The sequence below is a fragment of the Caulobacter sp. ALps2 genome (assembly GCF_058681635.1).
Genome location: NZ_CM178743.1, coordinates 3,612,850 through 3,629,568, shown reverse-complemented (window position 1 = coordinate 3,629,568; position 16,719 = coordinate 3,612,850). Strand labels below are relative to the sequence as shown.

At 67.6% G+C, this 16,719-nt stretch carries 13 protein-coding genes and 2 tRNA genes; 5 read left to right on the top strand and 10 right to left on the bottom strand.

Annotation, left to right across the window (positions count from 1 at the left end; genetic code table 11):
- Positions 1-43: 43 nt before the first annotated feature.
- Entirely contained in the window at positions 44-775 is a 732-nt protein-coding gene (locus ACW173_RS17320; protein WP_492081321.1) for a TlyA family RNA methyltransferase, read from the bottom strand.
- Positions 776-893: 118 nt separating this feature from the next.
- On the opposite strand from ACW173_RS17320, the gene ACW173_RS17315 reads away from it, so the two are divergent.
- On the top strand, positions 894-2,378 hold the full coding sequence (locus ACW173_RS17315) for an amidase (protein ID WP_492081319.1): 1,485 nt from the start codon (positions 894-896) through the stop codon (positions 2,376-2,378).
- Here the strand turns inward: ACW173_RS17315 and ACW173_RS17310 are convergent.
- The 3 genes from ACW173_RS17310 to ACW173_RS17300 all read right to left on the bottom strand — a co-directional run bounded on the left by ACW173_RS17310 (position 2,375) and on the right by ACW173_RS17300 (position 6,027).
- Entirely contained in the window at positions 2,375-2,731 is a 357-nt protein-coding gene (locus ACW173_RS17310) for an iron chaperone (protein ID WP_492081317.1), read from the bottom strand. The two genes, ACW173_RS17315 and ACW173_RS17310, sit on opposite strands and share 4 nt — an antisense overlap.
- A 4-nt stretch (positions 2,732-2,735) precedes the next feature.
- Entirely contained in the window at positions 2,736-4,499 is a 1,764-nt protein-coding gene (locus ACW173_RS17305; protein WP_492081315.1) for a class I adenylate-forming enzyme family protein, read from the bottom strand.
- Between the two features lie 124 nt (positions 4,500-4,623).
- The gene (locus ACW173_RS17300) at positions 4,624-6,027 is read right to left on the bottom strand and encodes a serine hydrolase (protein ID WP_492081314.1); all 1,404 of its coding nucleotides are present in this window, start codon (positions 6,025-6,027) and stop codon (positions 4,624-4,626) included.
- Positions 6,028-6,168: 141 nt separating this feature from the next.
- Here ACW173_RS17300 and ACW173_RS17295 point away from each other — a divergent pair, with 141 nt between their 5' ends.
- Positions 6,169-6,822, top strand: coding sequence for an HAD-IA family hydrolase (locus tag ACW173_RS17295; RefSeq protein ID WP_492081312.1), 654 nt, complete (start codon positions 6,169-6,171; stop codon positions 6,820-6,822).
- On the opposite strand, the gene ACW173_RS17290 is transcribed toward ACW173_RS17295, so the two are convergent.
- From ACW173_RS17290 to ACW173_RS17275, 4 genes are all read right to left on the bottom strand, one after another.
- Positions 6,819-9,539: a valine--tRNA ligase gene (locus tag ACW173_RS17290; protein WP_492081311.1), complete on the bottom strand. Its 2,721-nt coding sequence runs from the start codon at positions 9,537-9,539 to the stop codon at positions 6,819-6,821. The two genes, ACW173_RS17295 and ACW173_RS17290, sit on opposite strands and share 4 nt — an antisense overlap.
- Positions 9,540-9,664: 125 nt before the next feature.
- Positions 9,665-10,195 carry a pole-organizing protein PopZ gene (gene popZ / locus ACW173_RS17285; protein WP_492081310.1) on the bottom strand — a complete coding sequence of 177 codons (531 nt, stop codon included), beginning with the start codon at positions 10,193-10,195 and terminating at the stop codon, positions 9,665-9,667.
- Positions 10,196-10,325: 130 nt separating this feature from the next.
- Positions 10,326-11,822: a TolC family outer membrane protein gene (locus ACW173_RS17280; protein ID WP_492081308.1), complete on the bottom strand. Its 1,497-nt coding sequence runs from the start codon at positions 11,820-11,822 to the stop codon at positions 10,326-10,328.
- A 130-nt stretch (positions 11,823-11,952) separates the two neighbouring features.
- A complete protein-coding gene (locus ACW173_RS17275; RefSeq protein ID WP_492081306.1) occupies positions 11,953-12,525 on the bottom strand; it encodes a protein-L-isoaspartate O-methyltransferase family protein in 573 nt (190 codons plus the stop codon).
- A gap of 295 nt (positions 12,526-12,820) precedes the next feature.
- Here ACW173_RS17275 and ACW173_RS17270 point away from each other — a divergent pair, with 295 nt between their 5' ends.
- The 3 genes from ACW173_RS17270 (at position 12,821) to ACW173_RS17260 (ending at position 16,359) form a co-directional block, all read left to right on the top strand.
- The gene (locus tag ACW173_RS17270; protein ID WP_492081304.1) at positions 12,821-13,000 is read left to right on the top strand and encodes a hypothetical protein; all 180 of its coding nucleotides are present in this window, start codon (positions 12,821-12,823) and stop codon (positions 12,998-13,000) included.
- A 101-nt stretch (positions 13,001-13,101) separates the two neighbouring features.
- Positions 13,102-14,175 (top strand): glycosyltransferase family 4 protein, encoded by a 1,074-nt coding sequence (locus tag ACW173_RS17265; RefSeq protein ID WP_492081303.1) that lies wholly within the window; start codon positions 13,102-13,104, stop codon positions 14,173-14,175.
- Between the two features lie 21 nt (positions 14,176-14,196).
- On the top strand, positions 14,197-16,359 hold the full coding sequence (locus ACW173_RS17260) for an amylo-alpha-1,6-glucosidase (RefSeq protein ID WP_492081301.1): 2,163 nt from the start codon (positions 14,197-14,199) through the stop codon (positions 16,357-16,359).
- Between the two features lie 28 nt (positions 16,360-16,387).
- Here the strand turns inward: ACW173_RS17260 and ACW173_RS17255 are convergent.
- Together ACW173_RS17255 and ACW173_RS17250 are read right to left on the bottom strand one after the other, a co-directional pair.
- Positions 16,388-16,462, bottom strand: a tRNA-Asn gene (locus ACW173_RS17255).
- A gap of 158 nt (positions 16,463-16,620) precedes the next feature.
- Positions 16,621-16,695: transfer RNA gene (locus ACW173_RS17250), tRNA-Asn, on the bottom strand.
- Between the last annotated feature and the right edge of the window lie 24 nt (positions 16,696-16,719).

Below are 16,719 nucleotides of genomic sequence, written 5' to 3'. Positions count from 1 at the left end.
CCGCTCCCCCTCCTTGGCCTGGAGTGGAGCGGCCGATTTCGTTTCACGTCTTGGTCGCCCAGACCAGTCGCTCGACCTGGCCGTCGCCGCCGGTGATCGGGCTCTCGGTCAGGCCCTTCACCGACCAGCCCGAGCTTTCCAGGAACTCGACCACCTCGCGCTCGACTCGGGCGATGATCTCGGGGTCCTTCACCAGGCCGCCCTTGCCGACGAAGTCGCGACCGGCTTCGAACTGGGGCTTGATCAGGGCGATCAGGTCGGCGCCTCGCGCCGCCAGGTCCAGCGCCATCGGCAGGGCCTTGGTCATGGCGATGAAGCTGACATCGCTGACGACCAGGGCCGGCGTCCGCGGGATCACGTCCTCGTCCAGCGCCCGAGCGTCGACGCCCGACAGATCCACGACGCGTGGATCGTCTCTCAGCGTGGCATGCAGCTGATCCCGACCGACGTCTACCGCGAAGACCTTCTCGGCGCCGCGCGACAACAGCACCTCGGTGAAACCGCCCGTGGACGCCCCGACGTCGAGCGCTACGCGCCCTTCCACGACCACGGGCCACAAATCCAGCGCATGCACCAGCTTCAGCGCGCCGCGCCCGACCCAAGGATGGGCGGCCTCGGCGACGATCTCGGCATCGTTCTCGAAGGTATCGGCGGGTTTGGTGATGATCTTGCCATTGACGGTGACCAGCCCCGCCTCGACGGCCGCACGGGCCTTGGCGCGGCTGTCGACGACGCCCCGCTCGACGAGCAAAATATCGATACGCTTGCGGGCCACGCGGTCTCCTTGGAACTTGAACCGCGCATGTAGCACGGGCTTGCGGTCAAGGTCGCTTCGGGTTCAACTGAACATTGATCACCGGCGCGAAAGACGCCGGTCCGTCGGGAGGGAATATATGCGTTTCAGCCGCCGTGGCCTGATGGCCGCCTCCGCCGCGATCGCCGCGGCGCCTTCCGCCTTCGCCAAGCCCAGGGGATCGGCCCCGCCGCCCTGGACGCCCGACGCCACCGAGATCGCCGGCCGCGTCCGCCGCAAGGAGATCAGCGCCGCCGAGGCCGTTGAGGCCGCCATCCAGCGCGCGGAAGCGCTGCAGCCCAAGGTCCAGGCGATCGTCGACTCGGATTTCGAGCGGGCGCTCGACAAGGCCAAGGCCGGCCAGATCTCGGGCCCGTTCGCCGGCGCGCCGTTCCTGGTCAAGGACCTGGATCCCTATAAGGGCGTGCGCACCCGCTACGGCACGCGCGCCAGCGTCGGCGCCAAGCCGGAGACGGAGCAGACTGGCTATATCGACGCTTTCGACGCCGCGGGCTTCGTGACGATCGGCAAGTCCGCGACACCAGAATACGGCTTCCTGCCGACCACCGAGCCGATGGGTTTCCTGCCGACCCGCAATCCCTGGAACACCAACCGCTCGTCGGGCGGCTCGTCCGGTGGGGCGGCGGCGGCGGTCGCCTCGGGCATCGTGCCGGTCGCCCACGCCAGCGACGGCGGCGGTTCGATCCGCATCCCGTCGGCCAATTGCGGCCTGTTCGGCCTCAAGCCCTCGCGCGGCCGGATGATCCAGAACCGGCCCAGCAGCCGGGGCATCGACCTGTCGGTCTCGCACTGCGTCAGCCACAGCGTCCGCGACTCGGCCGCCCTGTTCGCCGCTACCGAGCGCACCGACGCCGGCGCGCCGTTCAAGCCGATCGGCGTCGTCACCGCGCCGCTGAAGCGCAGGCTGAAGGTCGGCCTGGTCATGAACACCGGCACGGGCCTGGCGCCCGACGCCGAGGTGCGGACCGCCGTCAACAACGCCGCCAAGCTGCTGAAGGACCTGGGTCACAGGGTGGAGCCGACCAACTGGCCGATGGACGGCGCCCAGTTCGGCCAGGACTTCACCGTGCTGTGGGCCACCGGCGCGGCCGAACTGGTCGCCGGCGTCGGCAAGGCCATCGGCCGCGAACCTGACGCCAGCGTGCTGGAGCCGTTCACCCTGGGCATGGCCGAACTGGTCGGCAAGCTGCCGCCAGGCGCCCTGGAGGCCGCCCTGAAGCGCCTGAATGGCAATATCGGGACCTATGACGCCTGGCTGGCCAAGTATGACGTCATCCTGTCGCCGGTGCTGGGCAAGCCGCCGGTCGAGCTGGGCTATGTCGCCGGCTGGGTCCCGTTCGAGGAGTTGCAGGCCCGCCTGTTGGCCTATGTCGGCTACACCCCCGTCCAGAATGTCGCCGGGGCGCCTGCCATGAGCGTGCCGCTGCACTGGACCGCCGACGGCCTGCCGGTGGGCGTCCAGATCGCCGGCCGCGCGGGCGACGAGGCGACCCTGCTGGCCCTGGCGTATCAGTTGGAAGAAGCCCAGCCGTGGGCCCATCGGAAACCGCCGGTCAGCGCCTAGCTTTGTGTCCTGACGCGGACATGCTCCAGCATGTCCGCGATCAGCGCGAAGTCCATTTTCTCGGGTCTACGCCAGCGGATGCAGCCCTTGCCGTGGTCGATCTCCGCCAGGCGCTCGGCGAAAGCGTCCATCGCGGTTTGGCCGACATAGAAGGCGATGTGCTGCTTCTGGCTGTTGAAGGCGATCCACGGCAGCTTCGGCGGACCGTAGGCCGGCATGCCGAAGGCCATCAGCTCCGCGTCCGCCCCGAACGTCTGAAGACAGAGCCCTCGCAACTGGTCCAGCGCCGGGCGTCGCTCGGGCGCGACCTCCGTCATGAAGTCATCGACCGTCGCCGCCTTCGACTGGACCATTGGATCAGCCCTCCACGAACACCTTCTTGAGTTCGTTCTTCATGATCTTGCCGTTGGCGTTGCGCGGCAAGGTCTCGGGCCAGAAAACCACCTTCACCGGCACCTTGAAGGCGGCCAGGCGGTCGGCGACGAAGGCTCGCAGTTCAGCCTCGTCGGCCTCGGCGCCCGGCTTCAGGGTGACGACCGCCGCCGGCTCCTCGCCCAGGGTCTTGTGCGGGATCCCGACCAGGGCGGCGTCCATCACCGCCGGGTGGTCGTAGAGGCAGTTCTCGACCTCGATGCAGTAGATGTTCTCGCCGCCGCGGATCAGCATGTCCTTGGCGCGGTCGATGATGAAGCAGAAGCCCTCGGCGTCCAGGCGCGCCAGGTCACCCGTGCGCACCCAGCCGTCGATGAAGGTTTCAGCCGAGGCCTCGGGCTTGTTCCAGTAGCCGCGCACGACCTGCGGACCCTTGCACCACAACTCACCGACCTCACCGATCGGCAGTTCGCGATACGGGGCCTCGACGGTCATGATCTTGAGGTCCGTCACCGGCACGGCGGGGCCGCAGCTGTCGGGGCGGTTCTCATAGTCCTCGGCCGAATTGCTGGTCGCGGTCGCCGAGGTCTCGGTCATGCCCCAGCCGTTGCCCGGCGAGGCCTTGGGCCAGATCTCCTTGATCTTGCGCACCAGCTCTGGGGCCGACGGCGCCCCGCCATAGGCCACCGCCTCGATCGACGACAGGTCGTACTTCTCGCGGTTGGGATGCTCGATGATCTGCCAGGCGATGGTCGGCACGCCGCCCATCTGGGTCAGGCGCTCGTCCTGGATCAGCTGCATCGCCTTGTCTGGATCCCACTTGCGGATCATGGCCAGCTTGGCGCCGCCGAACAGCGAAGGGTTCAGCACCGCGAAACAGCCCGTGGCATGGAAGAACGGCACCGAAATCAGCGAACCCTTCTGGGGCAGGCTGGGATCGGGCTGGGGCGGCGCCTCGCCACGGCGCAGGAAGCTGCGAGCCCCGGCGGCGGCGGCGGCGAAGATGTTGCTGTTGACGTTGCGATGGGTGCCGATGGCGCCCTTGGGCTTACCCGTCGTGCCCGAGGTGTAGAAGATCGTCGCGTCGTCGTCCGGACCAATCGCCACCGCCGGCAACGGCTTTTCTTCCAGTTTGGTCCAGTCGTTGGGGCAGCCAATCGCGGTCTCCAGCCGCTTCACATATGGGTGGGCGATCTCTTCCTTCGAACGGCTGACATAGACGCGTTCCAGCGCCGGACAGTGGTCGAAATGCTCGGCCAGACGCTCGAAACGCTCGACGTCCACGATGGCGACACGCGCCCCGGAATCGACCAGTCCGTATTCCAGCTCAGGCCCTGTCCACCAGGCGTTCAGCGGCGTGACGATCGCGCCGACCGACAGGGCCGCGTAGAAGGCCACCGGCCATTCCGGCAGATTGCGCATGACGATGGCGACTCGGTCGCCCTTCTTGAGCCCGAAAGCCTCCAGCTCGGCGGCCATGTGGGTCACGGCGCGGTAGAAGGCCTCGAAGCTGACCCGCTCGTCCTCGTGGACCAGGAAAATCTTCTCGCCGTGGGCGCGGCCCATGACCAGCGTGTCGCGCAGGGTCGGCGGAGCGTTCTTCCAGGTGCGGGTCTTGACGCCCCGGATCTCGACCTCTTCCATCTCGCCAGGCGTGCCGGGCGCGGTGATCAGCGCATAGGCTTGCTGGACGGACATCGCGGGCCACGGCGCGGCCTTGACAGCGGCTTGGGGGGCGGCCTGGGTCATTTTTACTCTCCCGGTATGGTGTCGCGCCCTGTTTGATCGAGCGCGTTCGACGACCAGAGAGCACAGCCGCCAGCCGGATGCAAACGTCCGTTTGACGCTAGGAGAACATTGATAAGTTACAACCCTAGCCGGGCTGTTTTTCGAGCCGCTCGAGCCAGCCGGCGGCGTTCTTGTTGGTGGGATCCAGCGTCAGCGCCTTGCGGTAGGCGACGATCGCCGAGGCCGTGTCGCCATTGCCCGCATAGGCCTCGCCCAGGCTGTCGAAGGCGTTGCCGCTGGCGGGATAGAGGTCGGCCGTCAGCTTCAGCACCGCCAGGGCCGAGCGCGGCTTGCCGAAGGCCAGCAGGCGATAGCCCCAGTCGTTCAGCTCGTGCTCGTCGGCGGCGAAGCCGGGATGGGCGGCGCGAAAGGCCGCGGTCGTGGCGGCGGGGTCGGCGCCCTCCTGCCCCGCCAGCGCCGCGCGCAGGGCCGGGACGCCGGTCAGGGTCATGCCGGGAATGAAGCCCAGCGCGATCTCGTCGATCAGGTCCTCGGGCGCCGAGCCGGCCAGGTTGGTCAGGATCACCACCCCGACCTTGTCCTCCGGATAAACATAGACCGCCGAGCGGCTGCCGCCGGTCATGGCCACGGCGCGGTGCGTGGGCCGGTCCAGGACCAGCCAGCCCATGCCCCACTGGCCGAGCTTGCCGTCGGTATAGGCGACCTGGGTCCACATCGTCTGTTTCGTCGACCGATTCAGCAGCGTGTCGCCTTGCAGGGCGATCAGCCATCGGGCCACGTCGCTGGCCGTGCTGACCATGCCGGCGGCCGCGCGGTGCAGCGGCGAGAAGATCTCGGTGCGAACAGCCGGCTGATCGGGCGTAGCCTTGCGATAGCCGTATGATGTCGCCCGCTCCGGTCCCGCGTCGCGGCTGTCACCCCAGCCGGTGCGGCTCATGCCAGCCAGGGCGATCTGCTCGCCGGCCAGGGTGGCGTCGGGCGCCCTCGCTCGCAGGCCGTTGATGGCCATCTGGATCAGGGCGTAGTTGGTCTGATTGTAGTCGAACCGCTGTCCGGGCGGGAACCGGATGGGCTTGGCCATGGTGGTCGCCCAGGCGGCCTTCCCGTCGCCGTCGCTGTCGTCGAAGTTCGGCAGGCCCGAGGTGTGGCTCAATAGTCGGCGAACCTCGATCGCGCGCCAGGCTTCCGGCAGGCCCGCGACGTAGCCTCCGATCGGCTTGGCCAGATCCAGCCGCCCGGCCTCGACCTCGCGCATGGCGGCCACGCCCGTGAAAGCCTTGGTGATCGAGTTGAGCGGAAAGACGGTCCCGGGCGTCACCGGCGTCTGTTTGGCCAGGTCGGCGACGCCGTAGGCGCGAGACATCACGATCTTGCCGTCCTTGACGACGGCGATCTGCAGGGCCGGGATGTGCTGCTCGGCCATGGCGCGGCGGACGATCGTGTCGGCGCGTTCGACCGGATCTGGCGCCGCGTGGGCGCTCCCGACGATCAGGCCCAGCATCATCAGTCCCAGGCCAACAACTCGCACGGTCACGCTCCCTGCCACACGGCGGGAGAAGATCAGCCAGGCGACGCGCGGCCTAGTTAATCCTTGGTCATGTCGCGCGGCGTGGACACCGCCCCCGCCCGGGTGGATGACTGCGTCATAGGCCCGAATCTGGAGCGTTGTGTGACTAAAGCCCTACTGTTTCCCGACCGCGCATTCGCCGCCTTCCTGTTCGACATGGACGGCACGGTCCTGACCTCGATCGTCGCCAGCGAACGGGTTTGGGGCGCCTGGGCGCGCAGGCACGGGCTGGATGTCGAAGCGGTGCTCAAGCGCATCCACGGCCGGCGGGCGATCGAGACGGTGCGCGGCTTCAACATCCCCGATGTCGACGAGGCGGCCGAGGTCCTGGCGCTGATGGAGGGCGAGATCGCCGATGTCGACGGGATCGACGCCATCGAGGGGGCGGCTGCCTTCCTGGCCGCCCTGCCCGCCGACCGCTGGGCCGTCGTCACCTCCGCCCCACGCGAACTGGCCAAGGTGCGCCTGACGGCGGCGGGCCTGCCCCTCCCCGCCGTGCTGGTCACGGCCGAGGATGTCGAGCGCGGCAAACCCGCCCCGGACTGCTTCCTGCTGGCGGCGAAGCGGCTGGGCCACGCGATCGAGGACTGCCTGGTGTTCGAGGACGCTCCGGCCGGCATCGCCGCGGCCGAGGCGGCCGGCGCCAAGGTGGTGGTGATCACCGCCACGCACAGCCATCCGCTGGAGACGCCGCATCCGGGCGTCTCCAGCTATGGTCTTCTCAAGACGACGCCCGAGGGCGGCTTAAGCTTCTAGCCCACCGACTCCAGCCGGCTCAGCGCCGCCTCGAGCTTGGCCTTGGCGGCTTCGGCGTCGGCGAGGCGTTCGCGGTTTTCCTCGATGACCTCTTCCTTGGCGCGGGCCAGGAAGTCGGGGTTGCCGAGTTTCTTGCCGACCTTCTCGATCTCGCCGACATGGCCGGCGATTTCCTTGGTCAGGCGGGCCTTCTCGGCGGCCAGGTCGATGAACTCGGCGATGGCCAGAGCGCCGGTCGCCTCGCCCATCACGATCGGGACCGAACCCGCCGGAGAGGTTTCAGCTTCGCGGACGCTGTCCAGGCGGGCCAGGGTCAGCAGCAGATCGCGGTGCCGGGTCAGGCGAGCCTTGGTCTCCACGCCGGCGCCGACGACGCTGAGCGCGGGCTTGGCCGACGGCGGCACGTTCATCTCGGCGCGGATCGACCGGATCTCGCCGACCGTCTCGACCAGCCAGCCGATCTCGGCCTCGGCCTCGGCGTCGATCCAGCTTTCCGGTAGCTCCGGCCATTGGGCGGAGATCAGCATCGTCTCGCGAGCCGGGCCGAACTCGGCGGTCTTTTCCCACAGCTCCTCGGTGATGAACGGCATCACCGGGTGCAGCAGTTTCAGGATCACGTCCAGCGCCCAGGCGGCGGTGGCGCGGGTCTCGGCCTTGGCCGCAGCATCGTCGCCGTTCAGGATCGGCTTGGCCAGCTCCAGGTACCAGTCGCAGAACACGTTCCAGACGAAGCGGTACAGGGCGCCGGCGGCCTCGTCGAATGCCGGGCCTTCCAGGGCCTTGGTGACCTCGGCCACGGTCTTGACCGTCTCTCCGCGGATCCACTTGTTGATCGGCTGCGCGACGCTCGCGGGATCGAAGCCCTCGACGCGGACGCATTCGTTCATCTGGGCGAAGCGCGAGGCGTTCCACAGTTTGGTGCCGAAGTTGCGATAGCCCTCGATGCGCTGCTTGCTGAGCTTGATGTCGCGCGCCTGGCCCGACATCGCCGTCATGGTGAAGCGCACCGCGTCGCAGCCCAGTTCGTCGATCAGGATCAGCGGATCCATCACGTTGCCCTTGGACTTGCTCATCTTGGCGCCCTTCTCGTCACGGACGAGGGCGTTGATGAACACCTGCTTGAACGGGACTCCGCCCATGAAGTGGATGCCCATCATCATCATCCGGGCGACCCAGAAGAAGATGATGTCGAAGCCGGTGACGAGCGTGCTGGTCGGGTAGAACTTGGCCAGGTCGGCGGTTTTCTCGGGCCAGCCCAAGGTCGAGAACGGCCACAGCGCGGAGGAAAACCAGGTATCGAGGACGTCCTCGTCCTGGGCCAGGACGACATCGGCGCCGAACTGGGCGCGAGCGGCGGCGTAAGCCTCTTCTTCCGTCTCCTCGACGAAGATCGAGCCGTCCGGGCCAAACCACGCCGGAATACGGTGGCCCCACCACAGCTGGCGCGAGACGCACCACGGCTCGATGTTGCGCAGCCACTCGAAGTAGGTCTTTTCCCAATGCTTGGGCTCGAAGACGGTGTCGCCGTCCTCGACCGCCTTCAGGGCCGGCTGGGCCAGGGTCTTGGCGTCGACGTACCATTGGTCGGTCAGGAAAGGCTCGATGACCACGCCAGAACGGTCGCCGTGCGGGACCATGTGCTTGGTCTTCTCGATCTCCTTCAGCCAGCCCTCTTCCTCGGCGCGGGCGACGATGGCCTTGCGCGCGACGAAGCGGTCCAGGCCGACATACTCGGCCGGCACGGCCTCGTTCAGCTTGGCTTCCGGCGTCAGGATGTTGATCGCCTCCAGGCCGGCGCGCTTGCCCACCTGGAAGTCGTTGAAGTCGTGGGCCGGGGTGATCTTGACCGCGCCCGAGCCCTTGGTCGGATCGGCGTAGTCGTCGGCGACGATCGGGATGCGACGGCCGACGATGGGCAGGGTCACGAACTTGCCGACCAGGCCCTTGTAGCGCTCGTCATCGGGGTGAACCGCGACGCCGGTGTCGCCCAGCATGGTTTCCGGTCGCGTGGTCGCGACAACAATGTAGTCGCGGGTCTCGAACTCGGTCGCCTTGCCGTCGTCGTCGAAGGCGATCGGGTGCTGGTAGGTGACGCCGTCGGCCAGCGGATAGGCGAAGTGCCAATAGGCGCCGTCGACCTCCTTCTGCTCGACCTCGAGGTCGGAGATGGCGGTCTGGAACTGCGGGTCCCAGTTGACCAGGCGCTTGTCGCGATAAAGCAGGTTCTGCTTGTAGAGCTGGACGAACACCTTGCGAACGGCGGCCGACAGGCCCTCGTCCAGGGTGAAGCGTTCACGCGACCAGTCGCAGCTGGCGCCTAGGCGGCGCAGCTGGTTGGTGATGGTCCCGCCGCTCTCGGCCTTCCACGCCCAGACCTTGTCCACGAAGGCCTCGCGGCCCATGTCGCGGCGACCAATGTTGCCGGCGGCGGCCAGCTGGCGCTCGACCACCATCTGGGTGGCGATGCCCGCGTGGTCGGTGCCCGGCAGCCACAGGGCGGCCTTGCCGCGCATGCGATGGAAGCGCGTCAGCACGTCCTGCAGGGTGTTGTTCAGCGCGTGGCCGATGTGCAAGCTGCCCGTGACGTTGGGCGGCGGGATCACGATGACGAACGGCTCCGCGTTCGGATCCTCAGCTGGCTTGAAGGCCCCGGAGGCCTCCCAGGCGGCGTACAGGCGGGGTTCGACGGACTTGGGATCGAAGGTCTTTTCAAGCATGGCGGAGCGGATATGCCATCTGCGGCCCCGGCGCGAAACCGGCGGGCCTGGGTTTTCTGACGGTTTTGAAACGAAAAAGGCGGCCGCCGCAGCGACCGCCTTGATTTCTCGGCTTTGGAGAAGGCCTAGCCGCCGCGACCGCGGGCGATCCGGTGCACTTCTTCCTCGACCTTGGTCTCGACGATGCGCGGCAGGTTCTGGTCCAGCCACTCCTTGAGCAGCGGGCGCAGCAGCTCGCGTACGACGTCCTCCAGGGTCCGGCCGTCCTTGGGCATCAGCAAAGCCGAGCTCAGGCTGCCAAAGGCGCTGGCGGCCGCCGATGCGGCTTGGTCCCCGACCAGGTTGTCGGCCACTTCATCACGGTTGAAGACCGGCGACGGCGCGGCTGGAGGCGGCGTGTAGACGGGCTCCGGCTCGGGTTCCGGCGAATAGACGTCGATGTCGCCGACGGTTTCCAGCGGTTCGGGCTCGGGCTCCGGCGCGATCGGATCCGTCAGCTCGAGGATGTCATCCTCGATCGGTTCGGGTTCCGGCGGCGGCGGAGGCGCGGCCGCCTCGGCCGCAGGCTCCGCCGGCGCGTCATCCTCCGAGATGATGCGCCGGATGGAGGCGAGGATCTCCTCCATCGTCGGTTCTTGAGAGCTCTGATCGGACATGTGCGGGGCCGTCGTAAAGAGGTACGAATCCTTGCGCGCCTTGGGTCGCGCTTAGCCGCGATGGTGCAGACTTACGCGTGTTAAGCAAGCGCAAGTCCGCGCCTGGGCGGAATCGACGCGGGCGCGAAACCTACTTAGAGGCCGGCCGCGGTTTGGTCGAGGGCGCACCGACCTTATCGATCGCCTGGACCACCGGTTCCCACGGCACCCAGCCAGCGCTGTGCGTCACGCGGTCGTACGACGCTTTCGGATCGTAGGTCGTCGCGCCAGCGGCCAGCTTGGTGACGTCCAGCTGACCCATGGCCTGCAGCAGCACGGCGCTGGCCACGTATTCGTCGCGGCGGGCGCCGACCAGGGCCAGTTCGGCATTGGCCAGTTCCAGCTGGGCGTTCAGCACGTCCAGCGTGGTGCGCAGGCCGACCTGCTGCTCCTGGCGCACGCCTTCGAAGGCGATGCGGGTCGCCCTCACCTGCTCCTCGTTGGAGACCAGGTTGGCGCGGGCCGCCAGCAAGGTGCTCCAGGCGGCCGAGACCTGCTGGATCACCGTGCGCTTGGCGCCATCGACGGCGATGCGCGCGGCGTTCTCGCGCTCGCGGGCGGTGCGGACGTTCGAGGCGTTGAGCCCCCCGGTGAACAGCGGCACGCGGGCGGTCACCGAGCCGGCGATGGCGCGGTCGTACTGGCCGAACTGCTTACCGTTGCCGTTCACTTCGGACGCGTCGTAGCCGAGGCTGGCGCCGGCCGAGACGGTCGGCAGGTAGGCGGACTTGGCCAAGGCCACGCGGGCGGTGGCGGCCTGTTCGGCGTAGCGCGCGGCCAACACGGCCGGGTTGCTGCCCTCGGCGGCGTCGAAGGCCTGCTCGACCGAAGCCGGCAATACGCCGGCCAGAGACGGCTCGGGCGTCAGGTCGGTCGGGTTCTGGCCGACGATCTGGGCGTAGGTGGCGCGAGCGATGGCCAGGTTGCCCTGGGCCGAGGACTGGCTAGCCTTCGCGGCGGCCAGACGCGCCTGCGACTGGGCCACGTCGGTGCGGGTGATCTCGCCGACCTCGAAGCGGGCGTTCGATTCGTCGAGCTGGCGCGTCAGCACCGCGACGTTCTCGTTGGCGATCCGCAAGGTTTCCTGGTTGCGGCGCACGTCGACATAGGCCGTCACGACATTGGCCAGCACGCTCTGCTCGACGCGGCGCAGGTCCTCGCGACCGGCCATCACGTCAGCCTCGGCGGCCGACAGGTTGGCGGTCGCCTGGCCGCCGGTATAGAGCGGCTGGGACAGCTGGATCGTGGCGTTGCTGGCGCCGACCTTGTTGACGTCCGTTCCCGTGACCAGCACGCCACCGACCACCGTGGTGGACGGGTTGGCCAGGTCGGTGCGCGAATTGGTCAGGCTGGCCGAAGCATTCACGGTCGGGCGGAAGCCAGTCCGCGCGCGAACCACGCTTTCGTCCGTGGCGCGCTGGACCGCGCGCTGCTGCTGCAGGGTCGGATTGGTCTGATAGGCCAGGGCGACTGCGTCGGCCAGGGATTCGGCCCGAGCTATCGAAAGGGGGGCCACGGAGAACGCCCCAGCCATCAGGCCGGCGCTGCAAGCGGCGGCCAGCAATCCGGCCCGTCGACGGTTCGACATCAAGATTCTATCCCCAATCACGCGAAGCTCGCGCCTGCCACAATATGATCGCGTGTAAGTCGGACCGCCAGACGCCGCCAGTTAAGCTTTTTTCACGCGGACGTTGCGGCAAGCGCTAGAGCGCCTGTGTCTAGAAGCTGAACCCGGCTTCCGCCTCGAATCCCGCCAGGACGGGCGGCGAAGCGTCAAAGGCCTGACGACGACCCACGCCGTCTTCGGCGCGCAGATAAATGGCCGCGCGGCCCACCGGACCGGTGCGCTCGATCACGCCCAGGCGACCGCCCGCGGCCAGGGCGTCCTGCCAGGCGCTCGGAGCCAGCGCCACGGCGCCTTCGCAGATGATCACGTCGTACGAACCCGCGGGAACGGCCCTCAGATCATCGCCTTCAAGACGGGTCACCGACAGGCCCATCTTTTCCAGGACGGCGGCCGCGTACGGCGCGGCGATGGCCAGGGCCTTCTCGCCTTCGCGCGGCTTCAAAACCTGCAGCAGCTTGCCCACTTCGCGAGGACGCAGCAGCCAGCGGCCCGGCGCGTATTCGATGTCGGCGTCGGCATAGGCCAGATAGGCCTTCGAAGCCGGCACCACGCTCTCGCGCGCCACCACCCGCAACGCGTCCTGCAACGGCAGATCGGTGACGTCGGCGGTGCGAATTTGGCTCTCGACCATGTTCAGCCGCGCGGCGGTGAAGTCGGTGCTCATGGAATCCCTCGAAGGACTGGACTTTCGAGCAGGCTTATAGGTCCGCGTCCGGCCGAAACGCAATGCGATCGGAGGCCGCGCTTGCCCGCCCATCGTCCCGCGAAGGCCTTAAAAGCGTCATCGACTTACCGAGGCATGCTTGAAAAGACCAAATGACGATCATCAGAAGTAGTGACGGTCGATGTCACGGAACATCGATTGATCACGCCTCGTCTATGGTAAATAAGCAGCTATCGGCGGCGTGTCCGTCGGTGGGGGAGGAAGCCGAAACAGTAGGCTTCATGGGGAATCTGCCATGCTGAGTGCGCCAGTTGTGATCGCGGCCGCGATCTGCGCCCTGATCGTCATCTATTTCCTGCCCCGCCTCGATGGCGTGGCCCGCAAAGCCTATGGCCGCTACCGGCGCCGCCAGCGCAGCGAGCGGCAGGAACGTGAACGCCAGGAACAGCTGGAACGCCGCACTCAGCAGCAATAAGGCCGCAAAAAGGCTCGCGGCGGAACCATTCAGGGCCGGCGGAACTGAACTGAAAGCGGACCAGCGCCGCGTTCCAGTTCCCCCTGTTCCAAGGTCCGCCCATGAAGATCGCTCAGGTCACCCCCCTCTACGAGGCTGTCCCGCCGCGCCTGTATGGCGGCACCGAACGTGTCGTCGCCCACCTGACGGACGCCCTCGTCGATCTGGGCCACGAGGTGACGTTGTTCGCCAGCGCGGACGCTCAGACCAAGGCCCGGCTGATCGCCACCCGCGACCAGGCCATCCGCCTCGACCCCGCGCCACTGAAGTCCGACCTGGCCGCGCACCTGGCCCAGATCGCCGAGGTCCGCGCCCTGGCCGACGAGTTCGACGTCGTCCACTTCCATACCGACATGATCCAGTTCCCGTTCTTCGCCGACCGCGCGGGGCGGACCCTGACCACTCTGCACGGCCGACTGGACCTGAAGGACCTGCCCGCCGTCTACAAGCGATACCCGCAGTTTCCGCTGGTCTCGATCAGCGATGATCAGCGTCGCCCCCTGCCCTTCGCCAACTGGGCCGGCACCGTCCATCACGGTATGAACGCCGAGCTCTACACGTTCTCGGAAAAGAGCGAGGGTTACCTGGCCTTCCTGGGCCGCATCTCGCCCGAGAAGCGCCCCGACCGCGCGATCATGCTGGCCAAGCGCCTGGGCAAGACGCTGAAGATCGCCGCCAAGGTCGACAGCGCCGACCGCCGATATTTCGAGGACAAGATCGAACCGATGATCAACGGCGACCCGCTGATCGAGTTCATCGGCGAAATCGGCGATCACGAAAAGTCGGCCTTCCTGGGCGGCGCCGACGCCCTGCTCTTCCCGATCGACTGGCCCGAGCCCTTCGGCTTGGTCATGGTCGAGGCCATGGCCTGCGGCACGCCGGTGGTCGCCTATCGCTGCGGTTCGGTGCCCGAAGTCATCGACGAGGGCCTCACCGGCTTCATCGTCGACAACGACGACCAGGCCGCCGAGGCGATCATTCGTGCATCCGCCCTGGATCGGAACCTCGTACGTCGGCGTTTCGACACAAGGTTCTCGTCCGAGGCGATGGCCCGACGCTACGTCGCGCTTTACGAAAAGCTGTGCGACGGCGGCGCCGTGTACCCATCCCTCGTCGACTTGGCCGCCAGCGCTTAAGACGAACCTACAGGAGGGGCCATGGAGAATCTCGCACCGGCGTTGGACGCACCGGTCGACTACGGCGTGACGGCTGAGGTCCGCGCGCCGCAGAATCTCTACGCCCTGAAGGACAAGGACACGTTCATCGTCGCCGACGAGTTCGGCGATATCGCGGGTCAGGGCGACGGCCTTTTCCACAACGACACGCGTATTCTGTCGTTCTATCGCCTGACCCTGGGCGGGCGCTCACCGTCGCTGCTGTCGGCGGCGGTGGCGCACGACAATGTCTTCTTCACGTGCAACAGCACCAATCAGGCTCTGCCGTACCCTGGCGAGCGCATGGGACCGCCCGGCGTGCTGCACATCGAGCGCAAGCGCTTCCTGTGGGGCGAGCGACTGTTCGAGCGCATTCGCTGCGTCAACTACAGCCGCGACACCGTGCTGCTGCCGATGGCGATCGAGTTCGACGCTGATTTTCGCGACATGTTCGAGGTGCGCGGCAGTCATCGCGCCAAGCGGGGCGTCAAGGGACCGCCGCATGTCGACGGGCGCCGTGTAGCCTACAGCTATATCGGCCTGGACGGCGTCGAGCGCGCCTCGTTCATCACCTTTTCGGACGCGCCATACCGCCTGAGCGCCCACAAGGCCGAGTTCATGTTCTCGCTGCAGGCCGAGGGCGAAACCGAGCTCTATATCGAAATCGGTATCGTCGATGGGCACGTGCCTAGTCGCGAGCGCTTCCGCGACGCCGCCGCCCGGGCCCGCTGGGACATGCGCGCACGCCGCCGGCACGGCGCGCGGCTGAACAGTTCGGGGCGCCTGTTCAACGAGTGGCTGGGCAAGTCGCGTTCGGACCTGGCCCTGCTGACCACCAAGATGGAGACCGGCCCCTACCCCTATGCCGGTATCCCGTGGTTCTCGACCGCCTTCGGGCGAGACGCGATCATCACCGCCTGGCAGATCCTGTGGTTCGAGCCGTCGCTGGCCAAGGGCGTGCTGAGGTACCTCGCCGCCCACCAGGCCGAGGAACGCTCGACTTTCCGCGACAGCGCGCCCGGCAAGATCATGCACGAGACCCGCAAGGGCGAGATGCCGGCCATGGGCGAGGTGCCATTCGGCCGCTACTATGGCGGGGTCGACACCACGCCGCTGTTCGTGGCCCTGGCCGGCGCCTACCAGGCCCGCACCGGCGACGACAAGCTGATCGACGAGCTGTGGCCGGCGCTGATCCGCGCCATGCACTGGATCGAGCACGACGGCGACAGCGATGGCGACGGCCTGATCGACTACGCCCGCGGCCAGGACAGCGGCCTCTCGAACCAGGGCTGGAAGGACAGCGAGGACTCTGTCTTCCACACCGATGGTCGCTATCCGAGCGGTCCGATCGCCCTGGTCGAGGTGCAGGGCTACGCCTTCGCGGCCTATCGCGGCATGGCGCGCCTGGCCGAGCGTCGCGGCGAGAACGCCCAGGCGACCATCTGGAAGCAGAAGGCCGACACCTTGCGCGAAAAGGTCGAGGCGCTCTTCTGGATGGACGACCGGAACTTCTACGGCATCGCCGTCGACGGTCAGGGCCAGCTGTGCCGGCCGCTATCGTCCAATCCCGGCCACCTGCTATTCTGCGGCCTGCCCACGCCCGAGCGCGCCCGCAAGGTCACCGAGCACCTGTTGTCGGCGCCGTTCAACTCCGGCTGGGGCCTGCGGACTCTGGCCACGGGCGAGGCCCGCTTCAACCCCATCAGCTACCACAATGGTTCGGTCTGGCCGCACGACTCGGCGCTGTGCGTCATGGGCCTGTCGCGCTACGGCGAACGCGACGGCGTGGTGAAGTTGACGGCCGACATGTTCGAGACCGCCAGCCGCATGAGCATGCGCCTGCCCGAGCTCTTCTGCGGCTTCCCCCGTTCGCCCGGCGAACCGCCCGTGGCCTATCCTGTCGCCTGCCTGCCCCAGGCCTGGGCGGCCGGCTCGGTGTTCATGCTGCTGCAGGCCTGCCTGGGCATCACCGTCGACGCCAATCGCGGCGAGATCGAACTGGTCGATCCGCGTCTGCCGATCGGCATCGACCGCCTGCGCGTCGAGCGGCTGCGGGTGGGCGCCGAAATGGTCGACCTGACCTTCGAGCGGCAGGGCGACAAGATCTCGGTCCACGCCGACGGCGGCGTGCCGCTGACGATCCGGTCGAAACCGTCCTGGGACTAGATTGTCGGGGATCCCGTCGGGGGGAGAGTGGCTCCGCGGGTAGGATTCGAACCTACGACCAGCCGGTTAACAGCCGGCTGCTCTACCACTGAGCTACCGCGGAACAGGTCGCTCTCTTGAAGAGGCCGGGTGATAGCCGCCGCTTCGAGTCGATGCAAGCGGCGATCACCGCCCCTGGACGAAACGCCGCGACGCGGCCGAGCGCCCGCCGGGAAGCGTCCAAGACCATCAAGAATAATGGGAAATCCCCGAGAGGAAGAGTGGCTCCGCGGGTAGGATTCGAACCTACGACCAGCCGGTTAACAGCCGGCTGCTCTACCACTGAGCTACCGCGGAACAGGTCGCTCTCTGAAGAGGCCG

Excerpts from the sequence above, each read along its gene's own strand:
- ACW173_RS17275 (WP_492081306.1), bottom strand. The coding sequence starts at position 12,525 with ATGAGCACCGACTTCACCGCCGCGCGGCTGAACATGGTCGAGAGCCAA.
- ACW173_RS17290 (WP_492081311.1), bottom strand. The coding sequence starts at position 9,539 with ATGCTTGAAAAGACCTTCGATCCCAAGTCCGTCGAACCCCGCCTGTAC.
- ACW173_RS17280 (WP_492081308.1), bottom strand. The coding sequence starts at position 11,822 with ATGTCGAACCGTCGACGGGCCGGATTGCTGGCCGCCGCTTGCAGCGCC.
- ACW173_RS17270 (WP_492081304.1), top strand. The coding sequence starts at position 12,821 with ATGCTGAGTGCGCCAGTTGTGATCGCGGCCGCGATCTGCGCCCTGATC.
- ACW173_RS17315 (WP_492081319.1), top strand. The coding sequence starts at position 894 with ATGCGTTTCAGCCGCCGTGGCCTGATGGCCGCCTCCGCCGCGATCGCC.
- ACW173_RS17305 (WP_492081315.1), bottom strand. The coding sequence starts at position 4,499 with ATGACCCAGGCCGCCCCCCAAGCCGCTGTCAAGGCCGCGCCGTGGCCC.
- popZ (WP_492081310.1), bottom strand. The coding sequence starts at position 10,195 with ATGTCCGATCAGAGCTCTCAAGAACCGACGATGGAGGAGATCCTCGCC.
- ACW173_RS17260 (WP_492081301.1), top strand. The coding sequence starts at position 14,197 with ATGGAGAATCTCGCACCGGCGTTGGACGCACCGGTCGACTACGGCGTG.
- ACW173_RS17265 (WP_492081303.1), top strand. The coding sequence starts at position 13,102 with ATGAAGATCGCTCAGGTCACCCCCCTCTACGAGGCTGTCCCGCCGCGC.
- ACW173_RS17310 (WP_492081317.1), bottom strand. The coding sequence starts at position 2,731 with ATGGTCCAGTCGAAGGCGGCGACGGTCGATGACTTCATGACGGAGGTC.